The organism is Spirillospora sp. NBC_01491, from assembly GCF_036227065.1.
Taxonomy (GTDB): domain Bacteria; phylum Actinomycetota; class Actinomycetes; order Streptosporangiales; family Streptosporangiaceae; genus Spirillospora; species Spirillospora xylanilytica.
The window spans coordinates 4,895,157-4,912,203 of the sequence record NZ_CP109432.1; the positions used below are offsets into that span (position 1 = coordinate 4,895,157).

At 71.7% G+C, this 17,047-nt stretch carries 18 protein-coding genes; 10 read left to right on the forward strand and 8 right to left on the reverse strand.

All coding sequences use genetic code 11. The annotated features are described in order from the left end of the window. Positions 1 to 166: 166 nt before the first annotated feature. Entirely contained in the window at positions 167 to 2,944 is a 2,778-nt protein-coding gene (locus tag OHA34_RS22745; protein WP_329518845.1) for a hypothetical protein, read from the forward strand. Positions 2,945 to 3,022: 78 nt separating this feature from the next. On the opposite strand, the gene OHA34_RS22750 is transcribed toward OHA34_RS22745, so the two are convergent. From OHA34_RS22750 to OHA34_RS22760, 3 genes are all read right to left on the reverse strand, one after another. Then, a complete protein-coding gene (locus tag OHA34_RS22750) occupies positions 3,023 to 3,406 on the reverse strand; it encodes a phage holin family protein (RefSeq protein WP_285939647.1) in 384 nt (127 codons plus the stop codon). 72 nt (positions 3,407 to 3,478) lie between these two features. Beyond that, positions 3,479 to 4,630, reverse strand: a complete 1,152-nt coding sequence (locus OHA34_RS22755; protein ID WP_329518846.1) for an FAD-dependent oxidoreductase — start codon at positions 4,628 to 4,630, stop codon at positions 3,479 to 3,481. 34 nt (positions 4,631 to 4,664) lie between these two features. Beyond that, the gene (locus tag OHA34_RS22760; RefSeq protein WP_329518847.1) at positions 4,665 to 5,171 is read right to left on the reverse strand and encodes a hypothetical protein; all 507 of its coding nucleotides are present in this window, start codon (positions 5,169 to 5,171) and stop codon (positions 4,665 to 4,667) included. A 199-nt stretch (positions 5,172 to 5,370) separates the two neighbouring features. On the opposite strand from OHA34_RS22760, the gene OHA34_RS22765 reads away from it, so the two are divergent. The 4 genes from OHA34_RS22765 (at position 5,371) to OHA34_RS22780 (ending at position 9,375) form a co-directional block, all read left to right on the forward strand. Beyond that, on the forward strand, positions 5,371 to 6,030 hold the full coding sequence (locus tag OHA34_RS22765) for an HAD family hydrolase (RefSeq protein ID WP_329518848.1): 660 nt from the start codon (positions 5,371 to 5,373) through the stop codon (positions 6,028 to 6,030). A gap of 185 nt (positions 6,031 to 6,215) precedes the next feature. Further along, positions 6,216 to 8,057, forward strand: a complete 1,842-nt coding sequence (gene recQ / locus OHA34_RS22770; RefSeq protein WP_329518849.1) for a DNA helicase RecQ — start codon at positions 6,216 to 6,218, stop codon at positions 8,055 to 8,057. Positions 8,058 to 8,118: 61 nt separating this feature from the next. After that, a complete protein-coding gene (locus OHA34_RS22775) occupies positions 8,119 to 8,607 on the forward strand; it encodes a hypothetical protein (protein WP_329518850.1) in 489 nt (162 codons plus the stop codon). 90 nt (positions 8,608 to 8,697) lie between these two features. Then, positions 8,698 to 9,375, forward strand: coding sequence for a response regulator transcription factor (locus OHA34_RS22780; RefSeq protein WP_329518851.1), 678 nt, complete (start codon positions 8,698 to 8,700; stop codon positions 9,373 to 9,375). 47 nt (positions 9,376 to 9,422) lie between these two features. On the opposite strand, the gene OHA34_RS22785 is transcribed toward OHA34_RS22780, so the two are convergent. Then, the gene (locus OHA34_RS22785; RefSeq protein WP_285939640.1) at positions 9,423 to 9,899 is read right to left on the reverse strand and encodes a macro domain-containing protein; all 477 of its coding nucleotides are present in this window, start codon (positions 9,897 to 9,899) and stop codon (positions 9,423 to 9,425) included. A 62-nt stretch (positions 9,900 to 9,961) separates the two neighbouring features. Between OHA34_RS22785 and OHA34_RS22790 the strand changes: the two genes are divergently transcribed. After that, complete coding sequence (locus OHA34_RS22790) at positions 9,962 to 10,603, forward strand: GNAT family N-acetyltransferase (protein ID WP_285939639.1); 642 nt, start codon at positions 9,962 to 9,964, stop codon at positions 10,601 to 10,603. 9 nt (positions 10,604 to 10,612) lie between these two features. On the opposite strand, the gene OHA34_RS22795 is transcribed toward OHA34_RS22790, so the two are convergent. Then, positions 10,613 to 11,185, reverse strand: coding sequence for a dihydrofolate reductase family protein (locus tag OHA34_RS22795; RefSeq protein WP_285939638.1), 573 nt, complete (start codon positions 11,183 to 11,185; stop codon positions 10,613 to 10,615). A 146-nt stretch (positions 11,186 to 11,331) separates the two neighbouring features. On the opposite strand from OHA34_RS22795, the gene OHA34_RS22800 reads away from it, so the two are divergent. Further along, positions 11,332 to 12,039 (forward strand): spermidine synthase, encoded by a 708-nt coding sequence (locus OHA34_RS22800; RefSeq protein ID WP_285939637.1) that lies wholly within the window; start codon positions 11,332 to 11,334, stop codon positions 12,037 to 12,039. 96 nt (positions 12,040 to 12,135) lie between these two features. After that, complete coding sequence (locus tag OHA34_RS22805; RefSeq protein ID WP_329518852.1) at positions 12,136 to 13,671, forward strand: SMI1/KNR4 family protein; 1,536 nt, start codon at positions 12,136 to 12,138, stop codon at positions 13,669 to 13,671. Positions 13,672 to 13,697: 26 nt separating this feature from the next. Here OHA34_RS22805 and OHA34_RS22810 read toward each other — a convergent pair whose 3' ends face one another. The 3 genes from OHA34_RS22810 to OHA34_RS22820 all read right to left on the reverse strand — a co-directional run bounded on the left by OHA34_RS22810 (position 13,698) and on the right by OHA34_RS22820 (position 15,404). Beyond that, positions 13,698 to 14,171, reverse strand: a complete 474-nt coding sequence (locus OHA34_RS22810; RefSeq protein WP_329518853.1) for a GNAT family N-acetyltransferase — start codon at positions 14,169 to 14,171, stop codon at positions 13,698 to 13,700. 57 nt (positions 14,172 to 14,228) lie between these two features. Next, a complete protein-coding gene (locus OHA34_RS22815; protein ID WP_329518854.1) occupies positions 14,229 to 14,810 on the reverse strand; it encodes a suppressor of fused domain protein in 582 nt (193 codons plus the stop codon). A 120-nt stretch (positions 14,811 to 14,930) separates the two neighbouring features. After that, positions 14,931 to 15,404 (reverse strand): carboxymuconolactone decarboxylase family protein, encoded by a 474-nt coding sequence (locus OHA34_RS22820; RefSeq protein WP_285939633.1) that lies wholly within the window; start codon positions 15,402 to 15,404, stop codon positions 14,931 to 14,933. Between the two features lie 283 nt (positions 15,405 to 15,687). Here OHA34_RS22820 and OHA34_RS22825 point away from each other — a divergent pair, with 283 nt between their 5' ends. Together OHA34_RS22825 and OHA34_RS22830 are read left to right on the forward strand one after the other, a co-directional pair. Further along, on the forward strand, positions 15,688 to 16,191 hold the full coding sequence (locus OHA34_RS22825; protein ID WP_285939632.1) for a hypothetical protein: 504 nt from the start codon (positions 15,688 to 15,690) through the stop codon (positions 16,189 to 16,191). Positions 16,192 to 16,415: 224 nt separating this feature from the next. After that, on the forward strand, positions 16,416 to 16,943 hold the full coding sequence (locus tag OHA34_RS22830) for a DUF6939 family protein (RefSeq protein WP_285939631.1): 528 nt from the start codon (positions 16,416 to 16,418) through the stop codon (positions 16,941 to 16,943). The last annotated feature ends 104 nt before the right edge of the window (positions 16,944 to 17,047 follow it).

Below are 17,047 nucleotides of genomic sequence, written 5' to 3' on the forward strand. Positions count from 1 at the left end.
AGATCTGCGGACGTCGGAGGTGCCGGATGTCTCAACTCCGGCCGCTCGGGGCGCCCCCGCCGGGCGACGGTGCCCGTGATCGTCCACCCGCCGAGACGATGTGAGACGTTAGTCCTGGGCAGAAGGGGAGATATGGCCCCTGAGCGATCGGAACGGGATGGCGTCGGTGGACCAGCCAGCAGAGACCAGCAGGTCGGGCGAGGACGGCCCCCCGCCGTCTCCGCGCGTCCCGGAGGCCGAGACGACCACCGGCGACAGCGGCACCGTCGGCGCCGAGTCCACGGCCGGGACGTCGTCGGTGGGGGCGGAGGAGACCATCCCCGACGGCACCGCGATCGTCGATGACCTGGCCGAAGAGACCATGCCCGACAGCATCGGCGCCGGCGTGCCGGCCCCGCAGGAGGAAGACGACCCCGCCCCGTCCGAGGACGAGGACGACGACGAGGTTGAGGACGACGAGGAGGTCGACGACGCCGTCGGCCCGCCCTCGATCCCCGATGCGGACGACGATGGCGCTGCGGCGCTGCGGGAGCGGGTCGAGGCCGTGTACGGCCCTCTGACCGAGGTGTACGAGCGGCTGAACGAGCAACTGCGGGAGGCGTCTGAGTCCGAGGACGTTCCGGCGGTCGGCTGGACGGCTCATGTCTCGGCGCTGCGCTCGTTCCGGGCCGAGGACGTCTACGGCGAGTGGGAGGATCTCGCGCGGCTGCTGGTCGATCCGGAATCGCTGGAGGGGGCCGCCGGGACGCGGGTCCGGTTGCTCGGAGTGCCCGAGGACGGTTCCGAGTCGGCCATGGTCCGGGAGGTCGTCGAGCGGCTGCTGGCCGGTGGGGAACGCGCGCTGCTGCTGGCGCCCACGGCGGAGAGGGCCGAGACACTGCTCCGGGACGTCGTGGACGACGACGCCGGGATCTTCCCCCTGATCGTCGAGGCGCTGGCCGTTCCGGGGCACGGACCGTCCGAGCGGACCGCGGCGCTGCCCCCTGTGGAGCCCGAGGATGCCGGAGAGTCCGAGACCACGGCCTTGCCCTTCGTGGAGGCCGAGACCGAGGCGCTTCCGGAGATCGGCTCCAACGGGACGGTCGAGTTCAAGTCCCTGAAGCCCCCGACCGAGCCCGCGGAGGCCGAGGTCGAGGTCGAGGTCGAGACGCGGCCCGACTCGGCGTCCGTGATGACCAGGCCCGAGACTCTGCCCGAGATCGCGGACGACGACGAGGACACGCGCGAGGACGTGGACGACGCCCCCCGCGTCCATGAGCCTCCCGAGGCGTGGACTCGCGGGGCGTCCGTGCGGCCGGTCGGGGAGGCGTGGCGGCGGGCGTGGCAGACCGAGGGGCGGCTGTTGCAGCGCGGGCTGCTGTGGCTCGAGCAGTGGCCCCGGGACGTCGCGGCGCTGGAGGGGTTCCGCGAGGCGCACGCGCGGCGGCGCGAGGAGCTGGACGCCGAGATCGCGGCGTTGGAGGCGCGGATCGAGGGCCTCAAGGGCACCGTCATCGAGTCCGAGCAGGCCGCCGCGGGGGCGGAGGCGGAAAGCGAACGGCTCGCGGAGGAGCTGGCGGAGGCCGCCGCCGAGCTGGCCGGTCCGCTGGCCGAGGCGGAACGGCTTCAGGCGATCGCGGACGCGGCGGCGGCCGAGGCCGGTGAGCTGACCCGCAGCGCCGACACCGCGCACGCGCGGGTCGTCGACCTGGACGAGCGGGGCACCCGTGGGCACGCGGAGCGGCAGGCCGCACAGCAGTTGGAGCAGTCCCTCACCGCGGACCTCGCGCGGGCGCGCGAGGAACTGCCCGCGGCGGCCGAGGAGGCCGAGCGGCTGGCAGCGGCCGACTCGGACGCGTCCGCCGAAGGCCACACCAGTTACTACCGGCTCGTCACCGCGGAGTCGGCGCTGGCGGCGCGCAGGCGGAAGATGTCGCTGGGGCAGCGCCTGCACGTCGCACCCTCGCCCGCCGACCTGAAGGATCTGCGCGCCGAGGTGCGGGCCCGTACCCGCGAGGCGGACGAGGCGGCGGGCCGCGCGAAGGTGGCCAAGGAGGCGGCGCAGGCGGCCCGGGGCACGCATGCCGGGATCACCGCGTTCATCAACGAGGGCGGTGCCCGGATGGACGCGGCGCGGGAGACGCAGCGGCGGCTCGGCGAGGAGCTCGTCCGGCTGGCGGCCGAACGGGAGAGCGCCGCCGCCGAGCATCAGGGGCAGGCACGGAAGGCCGCCGAGGCCGTCGACCACGCCACCGAGACCGGCCTGGAGGCGCGGGTCGCGCAGCAGGCGGCGCGGGCGATCGAGGAGCGGCTGGCCGCGGTCCGCGCCGCGCGCGAGGAGGCGCTGGTGGAGGCGGAGCGCGAACGGGCGGAGGCCGGGGCGGCGAGCGCGCAGATGGCGGAGGCCCGCACGGAGCTGGAGCGGCGGCGCACCGGTTCCGCGGAGGAGCTGGCGGCCCGTTCGGCTGAGCTGGAGACCCTTCAGGAGGCGGAGTCGCGTTCGCGGGACAACGTCCGGGAGATCTGCGGCACCGATCCGGCCGGCGAGCCGGGGCTGCTGACCACCCACCAGGAGCGGGCGATGACCCGGATCGAGCAGCTCACCGGGTATCTGGAGGCCGCCGAGACCGGGCACGAGGCGGGCGACTCGACCGGGGAGGTCCTGCTCCGCGCGGCTGACCTCGTCGTCGGCACCCCGGTGGGCATCGGGGCGGCCAGGCCGCCCGCCGAGTTCGACGTGCTGATCGTGGCGGGCGCCGGCGAGATCACCGACGCCGGGTTCCTCATCGGCGCGGTGCGGGCGCGCGGCTGGGTGCTGATCGGCGCCCGCGGCCCCGTCCCGCCCGCGTACCCGGAGCACGCCGAGGTGCTGGCGGCGTTCGACCCGGGGGACGAGGCCGCCGCCCGGGTCGCGGGGAGCCCGTTCGGACGCACCGCCGAGGCCGCGCCCGGCCTGATCAGGTGATCAGGGGGCGCGGCCTCAGGCGGGGGTCGGGGGGGCGGACGGCCGGCGGGGTGGACACCGCGGCGCTGACCCTTCCGGTCAGTCGTCGTCGTCCTTTCCGCCCAGGACCAGGTGAAGCACCCAGCTCACCAGGCCCACGACGATCGCGCCCCAGAACGCGGCCCAGAAGCCGCCGACGTGGAACGGCAGGTCGAGGCGGCCCGCGATCTCGCTGGTCAGCAACAGCAGCAGGGCGTTCACCACGAGGCCGATCAGGCCCAGGGTGACGACGTAGAACGCGCAGCCCAGCGTCTTGACGATCGGCTTGATGACGGCGTTGACGAGGCCGAAGATGACCGCGACGCCGATCAGGGTCAGCGCCCGCCGGCCGTTGTCATCGCCCTCGATCTTGATGTCGGAGAACAGCACGGTGGCGACCCAGAGGGCGACCGCCGTGATTCCCACCTTGAGAAGAATCCGCACACCACGAGCATGCTGGGTGGGACCGTGCCGGTTCATCCCCCCGTACGGCGATATTCCGCGGCCCCGGCCTCATCATCGGGTACCAGGGCGGCTCGTCGCGCTCCCCGGGAGGTAGCCGCTGACCAGCCCGAGCCATCGCGTGTAGGCGCGGGAGACCAGGGCGTCGGGCGCGAGGCGGCTCAGCCTCGGCCGGTAGCGGTTGGTGTACTCGGTGCCCGCCACCCGTGAGACCAGGGCGGCGCGGCGGGAGCGGGTCCGCTCGTACCGGCGCAGCGCGCCCGGCACGTCCCGCACGCCCAGGTCCTTGAGCGCGTCGACCAGGGCCCAGGCGTCTTCGAGGGCCTGGTTGGCGCCCTGCGCGACGGTCGGCGGCATGGTGTGGGCGGCGTCGCCGGCGAGCGTGATCCGGCCCTCGCCCCAGGTGCGCGGCACCCGGTGCCGGTGGTGCGGGAAGAACGCGGCGTCGGCTTCGTCCACCGCGGCGAGGACCTCGGGCACGGGCGACGCCCAGTGCCCGAACCGGCGGTGCAGGTCGGCGATGGGGGAGGCGGGGACCGGTTCGCCGGGCATCCAGCGCAGGTCGAACCACCACTGGAGCAGGCCGTCGCCCGCCGGCATCAGCCCGCACAGCCCCTCCCGGCCCACGATCATCAGGCCGGTGCGGGACGAGGCGACCCCGACGGGCACCTCGCCGAGTCCCTGCCAGGTGGCCCATCCGCTGGGACGGGCGAGGCCCGCGCCCCAGAGCGTCTCGCGGACGATCGAGTGGTGCCCGTCGGCGCCGACCAGGACGTCGCCGGTGACGGTCGTCCCGCCGAACCCGGCCCACGCGTGCCCGTCCTCCTGGCCGATGGCCGTGCAGTCGCGGCCGAACGCGACCGTACCGCCCGGGAGGCCGCCCGCGAGGCGTTCGAGCAGCCGCCGCCGGGGCAGCGACACGTGCGGGTGGCCAAAGTGCCGGGCGGCCCGCGCGACCTCGATCGTCAGCAGCCTGCGGCCGTCGGACGAGCGCTGTTCCAGCACGTCGACGGGCCCGCCGAGCCGGTCGAGGGACACGCCGAGCTCGCCGAGGATGCCCGTCCCGTTGCTCCACAGGGTGAACGCGGCGCCGGTGGTCCTGAGCGCCGGGGCCTTCTCGAAGACGCGAACCTCGTGCCCGTGGTCGAGCAGTCCCTGAGCCGTGGCGAGGCCACCGACACCGGCCCCGATGACGAGCACTCTCATGTGACCTCCGCGCCCTCATCGTACGGGCGGGGGTTCAGTCGGTCCGGTCGAAGAACGAAGAGGCGGCGGAGACCTGGGAGCGCGGCCCGGAACGCGCGGGCTCCGGCGGTGCCGGACGGGTGGCCTGGGCCTGCGGCGCCCGTGCGGCGGCCGGGCCCGGGACGGGGGCGGGAGCGGGGGTGGGGGCCGAAGCCGAGTTCTGAGCGGCGGGGCCGCCGTCGCGGCGGACGCGGGCCAGCTCGCGCTGGAGCCGGCGCTTCTCCATCTCCAGCGTGGTGAGCGACTCCTCGTGCTCCTCGCGGAGGTAGCGCAGGTCGCGGCGGGACCGCAGCAGGCGGCCCAGGCCGGCGAACACCATCATCATGCCGACGACGAAGACCACGGCCACCGCGGCGCCGGCGAAGAACACCTGCCATTGGGCGGTCACCCCGGGCACGGTCTCGCCGAAGGCGACCAGCTTCGCGGGGCCCGTGCTGTCGAGGGCGACACCGGCACCGAGCACGACGGCCGCCGCGATCAGGATCAATCCAAGGAACATCATGGGCGGATCTCCTCTCCAGTGACTTCCGGAGGCGGGGGCGGAGCAGCACCACCATGCCAGACCTCCGGCGCAAATTGCCCCTTTCGTCGTATATATGCAGGTCAGTGGGCGTTCATCCATCCTGTACAGGGGGTTCCGGATCGGGCGCGCTGGGTAGTGATCGTTCCCGACGTCCGAACGACCAGCCCCGGGAGCCGCCATGTCCACGCAGGCCATCGTGTTCGACCTCGACGGGGTCCTGATCGACTCCGAGCCGGTGTGGGAGGAGGTGCGCCGCGCCTACGTCGCCGACCACGGCGGGCAGTGGCGGCGTGACACCCAGGAGCGGATGATGGGGATGAGCACCCTGGAATGGGCGGAGTACCTCGCCACCGACCTCATCGGCGGCCTCACCACCGACGAGGTCGCCTACGGCGTGGTCGACCGGATGACCCAGCGGTACGCGCTCGGCGTCCCGCTGATGCCCGGCGCCGCGCAGGCCGTGCGGCGGCTGGCCGAGGCCGCGCCGCTCGGCCTGTCCAGCTCGTCCCCCCGCGCCCTGATCGACCTGGTGCTCGGCCGGATCGGGCTGGACTCGCTGTTCCACGCCACCGTGTCGACTGAGGAGGTCGACCGGGGCAAGCCCGCCCCCGACGGCTACCTCGCGGTGGCCGGCCGGCTCGGCGTCCCCGCCACCGACTGCGTCGCGATCGAGGACTCCAGCAACGGGCTCCGCTCCGCCCACGCCGCCGGGATGCGGGTCATCGCGGTGCCGCACCCCCGCTACCCGCCCGCGCCGGACGCGCTCGCGCTCGCCGCCCTGGTGGCCGAGGGCCTCGACGCCATCACCCTCGAAACGATCAGCGGGCAGTTCGCCTGACCCCTCCCGACGCCGGACACGCCCTTCCCGACCCCCGACCCCCAGGCCCCGGGCCCCGGGGCCTGGGGCCTGGTGATCCGGGGCCTGGTGATCCGGGAGACGTCCCGGTCCGGGTTCATGGGGCCCTTGGGGTGGAGTGGTCGCTTTGGAACGTCCGAGGGCACGGGCGCTCATAGGATGGAGCGATGGCTTCCCCTGAAATCGGCGCCGAGCCGAGCGAGGCGCTGGAGACGCTGCGGCGCGTGTTCGGCTACGACGCGTTCCGGGACGGCCAGGCCGAGATCATCGAGCAGGTGGTCTCCGGCCGGGACGCGCTGGTCCTGATGCCGACCGGTGGCGGCAAGTCGCTGTGCTACCAGATCCCCGCACTCGTGCGGAAGGGCGTCGGCGTCGTCATCTCGCCGCTCATCGCGCTGATGCAGGACCAGGTCGACGCGCTGCGCGCCCTCGGCGTCCGGGCCGGGTTCCTCAACTCCACCCAGGACTACGACGAGCGCCGGCTCGTCGAGGCCGAGTTCGCCTCCGGCGAGCTCGACCTGCTCTACCTGGCGCCCGAGCGGCTGCGCGTCCCGGCGACGCTGGAGCTGCTCGACCGCGGCACGATCGCGCTGTTCGCGATCGACGAGGCGCACTGCGTGTCGCAGTGGGGGCACGACTTCCGGCCCGACTACCTGATGCTGTCGGGGCTGCACGAGCGCTGGCCCGACGTCCCCCGGATCGCGCTGACCGCGACCGCCACCCAGGCCACCCGCGAGGAGATCGCGTCCCGGCTCAACCTGGAGGACGCGCGCCACTTCGTGGCGAGCTTCGACCGGCCCAACATCCAGTACCGCATCGAGCCCAAGAGCGACGCCAAGCGGCAGCTCCTCCAGCTCCTGCGCACCGAGCACGCCGGCGACGCGGGCATCGTCTACTGCCTGTCGCGCAACTCGGTCGAGAAGAACGCCGCGTTCCTCACCGAGAACGGCATCGAGGCCGTCCCCTACCACGCGGGTCTCGACGCGCGGGTCCGCGCGGCCAACCAGGCCCGGTTCCTGCGCGAGGACGGCCTGGTGGTGGTCGCGACGATCGCGTTCGGGATGGGCATCGACAAGCCCGACGTCCGGTTCGTCGCGCACCTCGACCTGCCCAAGTCGGTCGAGGGCTACTACCAGGAGACCGGACGCGCCGGACGCGACGGCCAGCCGTCCACCGCCTGGCTCGCCTACGGGCTCCAGGACGTCGTCAACCTGCGCAAGATGATCGAGGGCGGCGAGGGCGACGCCGCGCACCGCCGCCGGCAGAGCCTGCACCTCGACTCGATGCTGGCGCTCTGCGAGACGGTCGAGTGCCGCCGCGTCCAGCTCCTCAACTACTTCGGCCAGTCCGGCGACCCGTGCGGCAACTGCGACACCTGCATCGCGCCGCCCGAGACGTGGGACGGCACGGTCCCCGCGCAGAAGGTGCTGTCCACCGTCTTCCGGCTCGACCGCGAACGGCGCCAGAAGTTCGGCGCCGGGCACATCGTCGACATCCTGCTCGGCAAGAAGAACGCCAAGGTCATCCAGTTCGACCATGACGCGCTGACCGTCTTCGGCATCGGCACCGACCTGCGCGACGTCGAATGGCGCGGCGTCGTCCGGCAGCTCCTGGCCCAGGGCCTGATGGCCGTCGAGAGCAACTACGGCGCGCTGGTGCTGACCGACGCGAGCGCCGAGGTGCTGCGCGGCGACCGCCGGGTCATGATGCGGCGCGAGCCCGAGCGGGCCGCGACGAAGGCGGCCAAGACCGCCAAGGACCGCAAGGCGCCCGTCGACCTGCCCGCCGAGGCGATGCCGATCTTCGAGCGGCTGCGCGGCTGGCGCGCCGCCACCGCCAAGGAGCAGGGCGTCCCCGCGTACGTGATCTTCCACGACGCGACGCTGCGCGAGATCGCCACCGCCCTGCCGTCCTCGCTGGCCGGCCTGGGCAAGATCAGCGGCGTCGGCGAGAACAAGCTGGCCAAGTACGGCGACGGCGTCCTGGAGGTTCTCGCCGCCTCCGAGTGAATCGAGGCGTTCTCTGGCCCTGGGGTGGATTCCTTCCGGCGGCGACTGGTTTGCTGGCCCGATGAAGCTCACTCGAAAGACCGTCGCGGCGGGCGTCGGAGCGGCCGGTGTCCTCGGGGTCGCCCTGTACATCGCCGTCCCGGCCGCCGCGGACCCGTCCCCGTCCGCCTCCCCCTCCACCTCCGCGAGGAAGCACCAGGGCAAGGGCGGGCACGAGCACCAGGGCAAGAACGGCCGGCGGCACCGCGGGCACCCGGGCGCCGCCGGACTCCGCGGCGTCCACGGTGAGACGACCGTGCGGCGCAAGGACGGCTTCCACGTGATGACGTGGCAGCGCGGCCAGATCACCGGACGCTCCGGCGCGGCCGTCACCGTCCGCAGTGCCGACGGGACGTCCTGGCGGTGGACCACCGACGCGGGCTCCAAGATCCGCGCGCAGGGGAGGAGGTCGGCCCTGTCGGACCTGGTGAACGGCGCTCAGGTCGTCGTCGTCGGAGACCGCTCCGGGGACACCCGCACCGTCAAGATCATCCGGATGCCCAAGAAGTGACCACGGGTCCGTCGTCCCCGCCGTGGCGGGGGTGGGGCGGCAGGTGTCCGGGCAGATACCGTCGGGGACCGGACCGAACTGCGGGAGCCCATGAGCGAGAGTCTGCGGGTCCTCGTCGTGGACGACGAGGCCGACATCCGTGATCTGATCGCCGTCGCGCTGCGCTCCCACGGCTTCGACGCGGTGGCCGTCGGCACCGGTGAGGAGGCCCTGCACGAGGCCCGGCTGAGGCCGCCCGACCTGGTGCTGCTCGACGTGCTGCTGCCCGGCATGGACGGCTTCGAGGTGTGCCGCCGGCTCTGGGCGGACGGCGACCGGGTCCCCGTGATCTTCCTGACCGCGCGGGACATCCCGTCCAACACCGTCACCGGCCTCACCCTCGGGGGCGACGGCCACGTCACCAAACCGGTCTCGACCGAGGCGCTGCTGGCCCGGGTGCGCGCGGTGCTGCCCCGCGCGGCGCCGCCCGCGGACGACGGCGTCCTGCGCGTCTCCGACCTCGAGCTCGACGCGACCCGCCGGACCGTCCGGCGCGCGGGCGCCGACCTCGACCTGTCGCCGACCGAGTTCCGGCTCCTGGCCTGCCTGATGCGCAACTCGGGCCGGGTGCTGAGCCGCCCGCAGATCCTGGAGAGCGTCTGGGGCAACGGCGAGGGCAACCCGCAGGTCGTCGAGACCTACATCAGCTATCTGCGGCGCAAGCTCGACCCGCTCGGCGAACCGCTGATCCACACGCGCCGCGGCGTGGGCTACACCCTGCATCCATGACGCTGAACCCCCGGCCGCCCACCGGGCTCCCGGCCGTGCCGCCCGGGTCAATCGACGGTGTAGACGGTGACCGCGATGCCCGGCTCGACGAGCCGCCGTTCGATGAGCGGCTCCACCCGCGCCCACCTGCCGCCCGCGAGCCCGCACCCGATCCGCGGCATGTGGACGGTGGCCTCCAGCTCGGCGGCCTTCCGCCCGAGCACCTCCAGGCACCGGTCGAGCGCCTCGTACCGGATCGGCGGCCCCTTGCTGCCGGCCTTCATCCCGTGCTGGCCGATCATGTTGGCCACCCACACGTACGGCTCCACCTGGACGAACCGGGCCGCGCCGAGACCGAAGTCGTTGCGCGCCCGGGCACGGTGCCAGGCCCGGTAATCGGCCTCGGGCTCGGGCCAGCGCCGCGACACGGCGAGCACGAATCCCTTGCCCCAGCCGCCGAGGTCGTTGCACACATGCGCGATGATCTTGACGCCCTTGGCCTGCGGACTCGTCGCGTCGCCCCGCACATATCGGATCTCGGCCACCCGCGCACTCTAGCCGCCGAAAAGCGGATGACACGTCGCGCTCCCCTCCCGACAATCGTGAGATGAAGGTCACCCATTGGCCGTTGCACGGCCTACGCGTCAGGACGCCGCGGCTGGAACTGCGGCTCCCCACCCCCGACGAACTCGACGAGCTCGCCGAGCTGTCGGCCCAGGGGATCCACCAACCCGGCACGATGCCGTTCGCCGTGCCGTGGACCGACCAGCCGCCCGCCGGCCGGGCCCGCTCCGTCATGCAGTTCCACTGGCGGACGCTCGGCGAATGGACCCCGCAGGACTGGACCCTCCCGCTCGTCATCCTCCTCGACGGAACGGTCGTCGGATCGCAGAGCCTGACCGGCCGCGCCTTCCCGATCATGCGCGAGGTCGAGACCGGCTCCTGGCTGGGCCTGCGCCACCAGGGGCAGGGGATCGGCACCGAGATGCGCGCCGCCGCCGTGCACCTGGCGTTCGCCGGCCTGAACGCCGAGTCCGCGGTCACCGCGGCGATGACCGACAACCCGGCGTCGATCACCGTGTCGAACAAGATCGGCTATCGGCGGAACGGGCTCGTCCGGACGGTCGTCGGCGGCACCCTCCGGTACAAGCAGCACTTCGCCCTCGACCGGGACGCCTGGGAGGCGCACCGCACCGTGCCCGTCGAGATCGACGGCCTCGAACCGTGCCTGCCGCAGTTCGGACTGTGACCGCGAACCTCAGCCCGCCACGGGGGCGTAGGCCACGTTGAGCACGCCGGTCTCGAACCTCTCCTCGCGGACGAGCCTCAGCGGCTGCGTCGGGACGTCCTCGAACAGCCTCTGGCCATGACCGACGGCGATCGGATGGATCATCAGGGCGAGCTCGTCGAGGAGGCCGTTGGCCAGCAGCCACCGGACGAGCGTGGCGCTCCCGGACATGGCGATGTCGCCCTCCGTCCGGTCCCTGACCTCGCGCAGCCGCCCGGCGACGTCGCCCGAGACGAGCGTCGTGTTGCTCCACGTCGCCTCCTCGAGCGTGCTCGACACCACGTATTTGGGCACGTTGTTGATGAACGAGGCGAACGCGTCGGCCGTCTCCTGCGGCTCGCCGGGCACCCCCTCGCCGCGTCCCGGCCAGTACGCCGACCACTCGTCGTACAGCACCCGTCCCATCAAGAAGGCCTCGGCCGACACCATCCCCCGGCCCACCGCCGACCCCATCTCGTCGTTGAAGTAGGGGAAGTGCCACTTGTCCGGGGACTCGACGACACCGTCGAGCGAGATGAAGAAGTTCGACACGATCCTGCCCATGATGCGCTCCTCTGATCCGGTCGTACCGATAGAGACCGGCGGCACTCCGCGAACTCACCGGCCTGCCGCCCCTCATCGGGAGATACCCTGCCCGGACGGGTGACGCAGCCGGTGTCTCTGGGAGCACGACGCGAGGGAAAGAGACGATGAGCGCACGGTTCGAGGAACTCGACTGGCGGCAGACCCCGATGGGGGCGATCAGCCTGCGCCGGCGGCGCGATCCCGCCCTGGACGTCGACGTGTACGAGGTCAAGCTCGACGACGACTTCCTCATGTCGAGCCTGTTCACGGCCGGTGAGGTCGAACTCGCCCGCATCGGCCTGGCGGCCACCCCCGGAACCGGCCTGGACGTCCTGGTCGGCGGCCTCGGACTCGGTTACACCGCCCACACGGCGCTGGACGATCCCCGGGTGCGCTCCCTGGTCGTGCTCGACACGCTCGCCGAAGTGATCGAGTGGCATGAGCGGAAGCTCGTCCCGCTCGGGGAACGCCTGTCCGCGGACCCGAAATGCCGGCTCGTCAAGGCCGACTTCTTCTCGCTGGCCACCCCCGCCCCCGAATTCACCGGCCGCTTCCACGCCATCCTGCTCGACATCGACCATTCACCGCGCCACGTCCTGCACCCGAGCCACGCGTCCCTCTACGAAGCGAACGGCCTCACGGCCCTGGCCGAACATCTGCACCCCGGCGGCACCTTCGCCCTTTGGTCGAACGACCCGCCGGACGCGGAGTTCACCAAGGTCCTGTCCGGTGTCTTCAGCGATGTCCGGACCCACACCGTGGACGTCCCCAATCCGCTCCACGCGATCTCGGCGGCCAACACCGTCTACACCGCCAGGACCCCCGCCGCCTGAGCGAGCACCTCAAGCCCGCCGCCGGAGGCTCCGTCCCGCATCTTTCCCCCGGCATCTCCGCTCCGAATGTCGGTGGGGGGGACTAGGTTGCCCGGCATGGCTGACAGATCCGGGTCCGAGACCTCCGCCCTGCTGAGCGAGATGGCCGCGGCCGTGGCCGGAGCGGCGCCCGAAGGGTGGGTGGGGGCGCGGCTGCGGCACGACGTCGGCGACGACGGCCAGGGGCCCATGACCTTGTCGTACGCCATGCCCGAGGGCGCGACCCGCAAGGGCCGCAAGCTGGACCTCACCGACGTCCCCGGCAAGGTGCGCCGGCTGGCCGGGGCCTCCGGCGGGAAGCTGAGGATCACACTCGAGGTCGCGCCCGAGGGCCGGTTCACGGCCACCGTCGGCGGGGACGAGCACGGCCCCACCTTGTACCTCCTCGATCCCGACGCGGTTCCGGCCGAGCCGGGCGACGAGCAGGACGGCCCCGCCGCCCCGGCCCCCGCGGGCGATCCGGAGGAGGCCGTGCGGCTGTTCCGCGAGTACCTGCGGAAGCGCGCGGAGATCATCGGGACCGAGGAGGAACTTCCCCCTCCCGCCGATGAGGAGGACCTCGACGCGGCGGAGGAGGAGCTCGGGTTCCCACTCCCCGCCGACCTGCGCGCCCTGTACCGCGTCTGCGACGGCGACGACGACCTCGGGCTGCTCTTCCGGTACGGCTGGCTGACCGCCGGCGAGCTCGCCGACCACGACGACGAGTGGGCCATGATCTCGCGCGAGTGGGAGTACGACCAGCACCGCAGGATCCTGCTCGACCCCGTTCCCGCCGGGGCCGTACGCCGGTCGATCATGCGTCCGGGCTGGATCCCGTTCGCGCACAGCACCGGCGGCGACTTCTACGCCGTCGACATGGACCCCGGGCCGGCCGGGCGCCCGGGGCAGGTCATCTCCATCGGCACCCACCACGCGCATGGTCCGGTGTACATCGCCGACTCCGTCACCACCCTGGTGCGCCGGCTGGTGGAGGCGCTCGAACGCGGCGACCACACCTACGAGCGCGGCGACCTGAGGTACGAGGACGAGCTGCCAAGCCACCTGGAGGCTGAGGACGACGCCATCCTGAACCTGAGCGAGGCCCCCTCCCCCGGACCACGCCCGCTGGTCCAGAAGATCAGCGCGACCGGGCTGGACGACCTGGGCTTCGTCCGCGAGATGCCCGCCCTCCGCGCGGTGGAGCTGTCGGCCCCGGCCGAGGTCGACCTGGCGCCGCTGCTCGGCGTCCCGTTGGAGATCCTCACCCTCGAAGCGCCGTCGATCGACCTGCGCCCGCTGACCGGCCGGCGAAGCCTCCGCTCCCTGACCCTCTTCTCCCAGACGGCCGTCGACCTCGCGCCCCTGCGGGAGTTCCCCGGGCTCTGGGCCCTCGACATCTCCAGCGCCCCCGTGGAGAACATCCGGGCCATCGCCGACCTGGAAAGTCTCAGCTACCTCTGCCTCCGCCTCGACCAATGGGACGAGCTGGACGGCCTTGAGGTCGACGTCCTGGCCATCAAGGAGTCCACCCGCCTGGACGCGGGCCGGACCGCCTGGAAGACCAGCCTCCTCGATGCCCCTCCCCGCGCATACGCAGGCTCCTACCCCCGTTGACCTGCGGCGTCGCGAGAACCTGCGCTTCATGCGCGCCGTGAGCCCCCGAGCTCCTCGCCCATGCAGACGCTGGCACCCGCGTACTCGCCGAAGCACGGGATGCGGACGAATCCGGCGCGCTCGTAGAGACGCAGCGCCTCCGGCTGGCGCGGTCCGGTCTCCAGGACGAGACGCTCCAGGCCAAGCCGGACGGCGCGTCCTTCCAGTTCGGCCAGGAGCCGGGAACCGACGCGGGCACCGCGGGCGGACGGCGCGACGTACACGCGCTTGATCTCACCCGTGGACGGATCGAGCGTTCGGAGGGCCGCGCAGCCGACCGGCTCCCCGTCCAGCCGGGCGACCAGGAAGGTGCCGCCCCCGCCCGCGACCTCCTCGTCCGCCAGCTCGATGTGGATGTCCTCCGGGTCGTGGTAGCGGTCGGCCAGCTCGGCGTCGAGCTGGGCGATCAAGGCTCTGGCATCGGCGCCGAGGAGGGGTTCAGGGGTGATCGTCACATCCATGGACGCACGCTACCGGTGCCCCCCGGGAGCCGATGGAAGCCCGCAGACCGCACCCCTTCAGGGCTTCAGCACCAGATCTGCGCGGTGGAGGTCGAAGAGGTCGGGATCCTGCTTCTCCATCTCGGATTCGAAATCGTCCCATCCATGCCGGGACACGAAATCGGATTCCGATCGGCTGATCGGGATCAGCCAGGTGAGGACGATCGGAAACTCCCGCCCGTCCGCACCCGGCTCCACCTCGGCGAAGCGGTCATCGTGGTGAACGGGAATCGAGGCGTAGAACGACTCCAGCCCGCTGCCCTCCGCCATCGGGCCGAAAGGCCCGACCACATCGCCGCGCAGGAGGGCCGTCTCCTCCCGGATCAGATCCAGCCCGATCTCTTGAAGGATCACCGGATACGGCCCGTCCGCCAACTCGGCCGGCACGGCGATCATCAGTTCCTGGTGGACGCCCTTGTCCGAGACGCGGGACGGGAGGTGCGTCTCGCTCAGCCCGACCGTGACGTAGGTGTTGATGCCGGGGAGCCTGCCCCCGCCGCACTCGGCCACCTTGAACGGCATGGGACGGCCGTTCGGGTGGCGGCTCCATCCGTGCATGATGCGTCCGAGGCGGTCCTCAAGATGATCGATCAGGTTCATCCCCAGATGATCACATCCAGCGCCGACGTTCCGGCGGCCCGTCCTCCTTGAGCCCAAGGAGGACGGGCCGCTGGACCGACCAGGTGGAAGGTCGAGTTCAGCGACGGTTGGGGCAGCCGGTCACGCCCACTGACCGGGCTCGTATCCGCCGGCGGGCTGCCGGGTGATGACGTTCAGCCGGTTCCAGGTGTTGATGAGGGCGATAAGGGACACCAGGGCGGCGAGCTGGTCCTCGTCGTGGTGCTTGGCGGCATCGGCCCAGGCCTCGTCGGTGACACCGCCGGCGGCGTCGGCGAGGCGGGTGCCCTGCTCGGTCAGTTCCAGGGCGGCCCGCTCGGCCTCGGTGAAGACCGTGGCCTCACGCCAGGCCGCCACCAGGTTGAGGCGCAGCGAGGTCTCCCCAGCGTGCGCGGCCTCCTTGGTGTGCATGTCGAGGCAGAAGCCGCAGCCGTTGATCTGGCTGGCGCGGATCTCCACCAGGTGCTGCGTCGCGATCGGCAGCGTCGAGTCCAACAGGACCTTGCCCGCCGATTGGAGGTACTTCATGTACTTGGCCGTGGCGGAGTTGCCGAAGTAGTCGAGACGGATGTCCATGGTGATCTCCTTGCCGTGTTGGCTGCTACCCCTCACTGACGGAGCAGCCCGGCAGAATGTGACAGCCAGACGAGCATGAGCGCCCCGCGCCCCCAGAGCCTCCAACCGCACGACACCGTCCCGCGCAGCGACTCCAGGTTGTGAGGTGCCACTGCCGCCCTTGACCGCCCGGACCGTTCGCAATGCGACACTCATCACCCATGGACCCACCACGACAACAGAACTTCAGGCTCAGCAGCGATGGGACGACGCTGATTCATGTTCCTAATGGTTGGGGTGGCAGATGGCTCCCAAGGCGATACACCGACCGGTTGATCTGATGCTCAACGTCGGCACCGTCCTGGCGGGAGGCGCTTTGGTCGTGACCTCGCTGGTCACCACATGGGGTGTCTGGACCCATGAGGTGCTCGGGATGTCCATGGCCCCGTACAAGCAGGCTTCCGAGTTCGGGCAGGCCGATCCGACCACGACTTCGGTACTCGTCATCGGGTGTGCCGCAGTCGGCATCCTTGCGGCAGTGCTGGCGCTGTTCGTAGACCAGCGGGCCGCGGTGCTGGCAGGTGCCGGCGGCCTCGCTGTAAGCGGCGTACTGGTCTTCTTCTGGTTTACCTTGCAGAGCGCGAACGAGAAGCTTACGGCGACCGGTGACCTGGTCTTGGATATTGCACGGTCGGAGTTCAGCCCGTCATCAGGGTGGTACGCCGCCGTCTCAACTGCGCTCGTCATGACTGTTCTCGGAGTCATCTCGGCCGTTCGAAGCCTGCGCCGGAGCGGTCGCGGGGCTTGACCCAGCAACCGCGCGGCAGCTTGGCCGCTATGCCGGGCGCCGTCGCAGGCGGACGGGCCCGGCGAGTTGGATGTGGGCGAGGGGGCTGGCCGGTGTGCTGTCGGCGGTCATGAGGGCATGTCGGTCGGGTTGGTGGCGAGCACACAGGCGACGGACGGCGCCGCTCAGGCGACGTAATTCTCACTTCGAGCTGAACTGTCAGACCCACGTGACAGATTCTCCCCATGCCTCTACACGTCGCGAGCCGTCGCCGCACCACCCTCGGCCGGGACTTCCCTGATGCGCTGATCCTCGATGTGACTTCGCGGGGAGCAGAGCCCTGGGTCCGGCTCAGCCCGTTCTACCCACACGGCGGCATCCCGGTGCCCGGCCATCCGGATCGAACCTCACAGTCCGTCGAAGGCGTCTGGCAGGCGTTGAAGGTGTTCGCCGACGAGCAGGAGGACTTCACCAAGCTGGACGTCACGACGATGAAGGGGCTCAAGCGAACGGTCCGACGACTCGGTCCGCCGCTCGGCCACCGGCTTGGCGGCCGTCTGCTCGGCTACGAGCAGGCCAGGCGCCTGGTCTATCTCCCGACCTATCGCTGGATGTCCGATCACCGAGCCCCCGAACTCGTCGCCGAGCTTCGCGAACTCAGCGAGCACCGAACCGTTGTACTGCTCGACTACACGATCAACGGCGATGTGGCGGACCTTTCGACGCCGCTTTCACACGCGGCCCTCATCGCGCAACACATCCGAGAGTCCTGACCTGTGCGCACTCGGCCAACGACCTGAGCGCACCGCCCGGGTTCGGCAGCGAAGCTGTTCCTGACGAACAAGGCCCACGCCCGTCCAGCCCTGTCCACCGATCT

Coding starts and splice junctions, on each gene's coding strand:
- OHA34_RS22755 (WP_329518846.1), bottom strand. CDS start 4,630: ATGAGAGTGCTCGTCATCGGGGCCGGTGTCGGTGGCCTCGCCACGGCT.
- OHA34_RS22760 (WP_329518847.1), bottom strand. CDS start 5,171: ATGATGTTCCTTGGATTGATCCTGATCGCGGCGGCCGTCGTGCTCGGT.
- OHA34_RS22765 (WP_329518848.1), top strand. CDS start 5,371: ATGTCCACGCAGGCCATCGTGTTCGACCTCGACGGGGTCCTGATCGAC.
- recQ (WP_329518849.1), top strand. CDS start 6,216: ATGGCTTCCCCTGAAATCGGCGCCGAGCCGAGCGAGGCGCTGGAGACG.
- OHA34_RS22775 (WP_329518850.1), top strand. CDS start 8,119: ATGAAGCTCACTCGAAAGACCGTCGCGGCGGGCGTCGGAGCGGCCGGT.
- OHA34_RS22780 (WP_329518851.1), top strand. CDS start 8,698: ATGAGCGAGAGTCTGCGGGTCCTCGTCGTGGACGACGAGGCCGACATC.
- OHA34_RS22790 (WP_285939639.1), top strand. CDS start 9,962: ATGAAGGTCACCCATTGGCCGTTGCACGGCCTACGCGTCAGGACGCCG.
- OHA34_RS22795 (WP_285939638.1), bottom strand. CDS start 11,185: ATGGGCAGGATCGTGTCGAACTTCTTCATCTCGCTCGACGGTGTCGTC.
- OHA34_RS22800 (WP_285939637.1), top strand. CDS start 11,332: ATGAGCGCACGGTTCGAGGAACTCGACTGGCGGCAGACCCCGATGGGG.
- OHA34_RS22805 (WP_329518852.1), top strand. CDS start 12,136: ATGGCTGACAGATCCGGGTCCGAGACCTCCGCCCTGCTGAGCGAGATG.
- OHA34_RS22810 (WP_329518853.1), bottom strand. CDS start 14,171: ATGGATGTGACGATCACCCCTGAACCCCTCCTCGGCGCCGATGCCAGA.
- OHA34_RS22815 (WP_329518854.1), bottom strand. CDS start 14,810: ATGAACCTGATCGATCATCTTGAGGACCGCCTCGGACGCATCATGCAC.
- OHA34_RS22820 (WP_285939633.1), bottom strand. CDS start 15,404: ATGGACATCCGTCTCGACTACTTCGGCAACTCCGCCACGGCCAAGTAC.
- OHA34_RS22825 (WP_285939632.1), top strand. CDS start 15,688: ATGGCTCCCAAGGCGATACACCGACCGGTTGATCTGATGCTCAACGTC.
- OHA34_RS22830 (WP_285939631.1), top strand. CDS start 16,416: ATGCCTCTACACGTCGCGAGCCGTCGCCGCACCACCCTCGGCCGGGAC.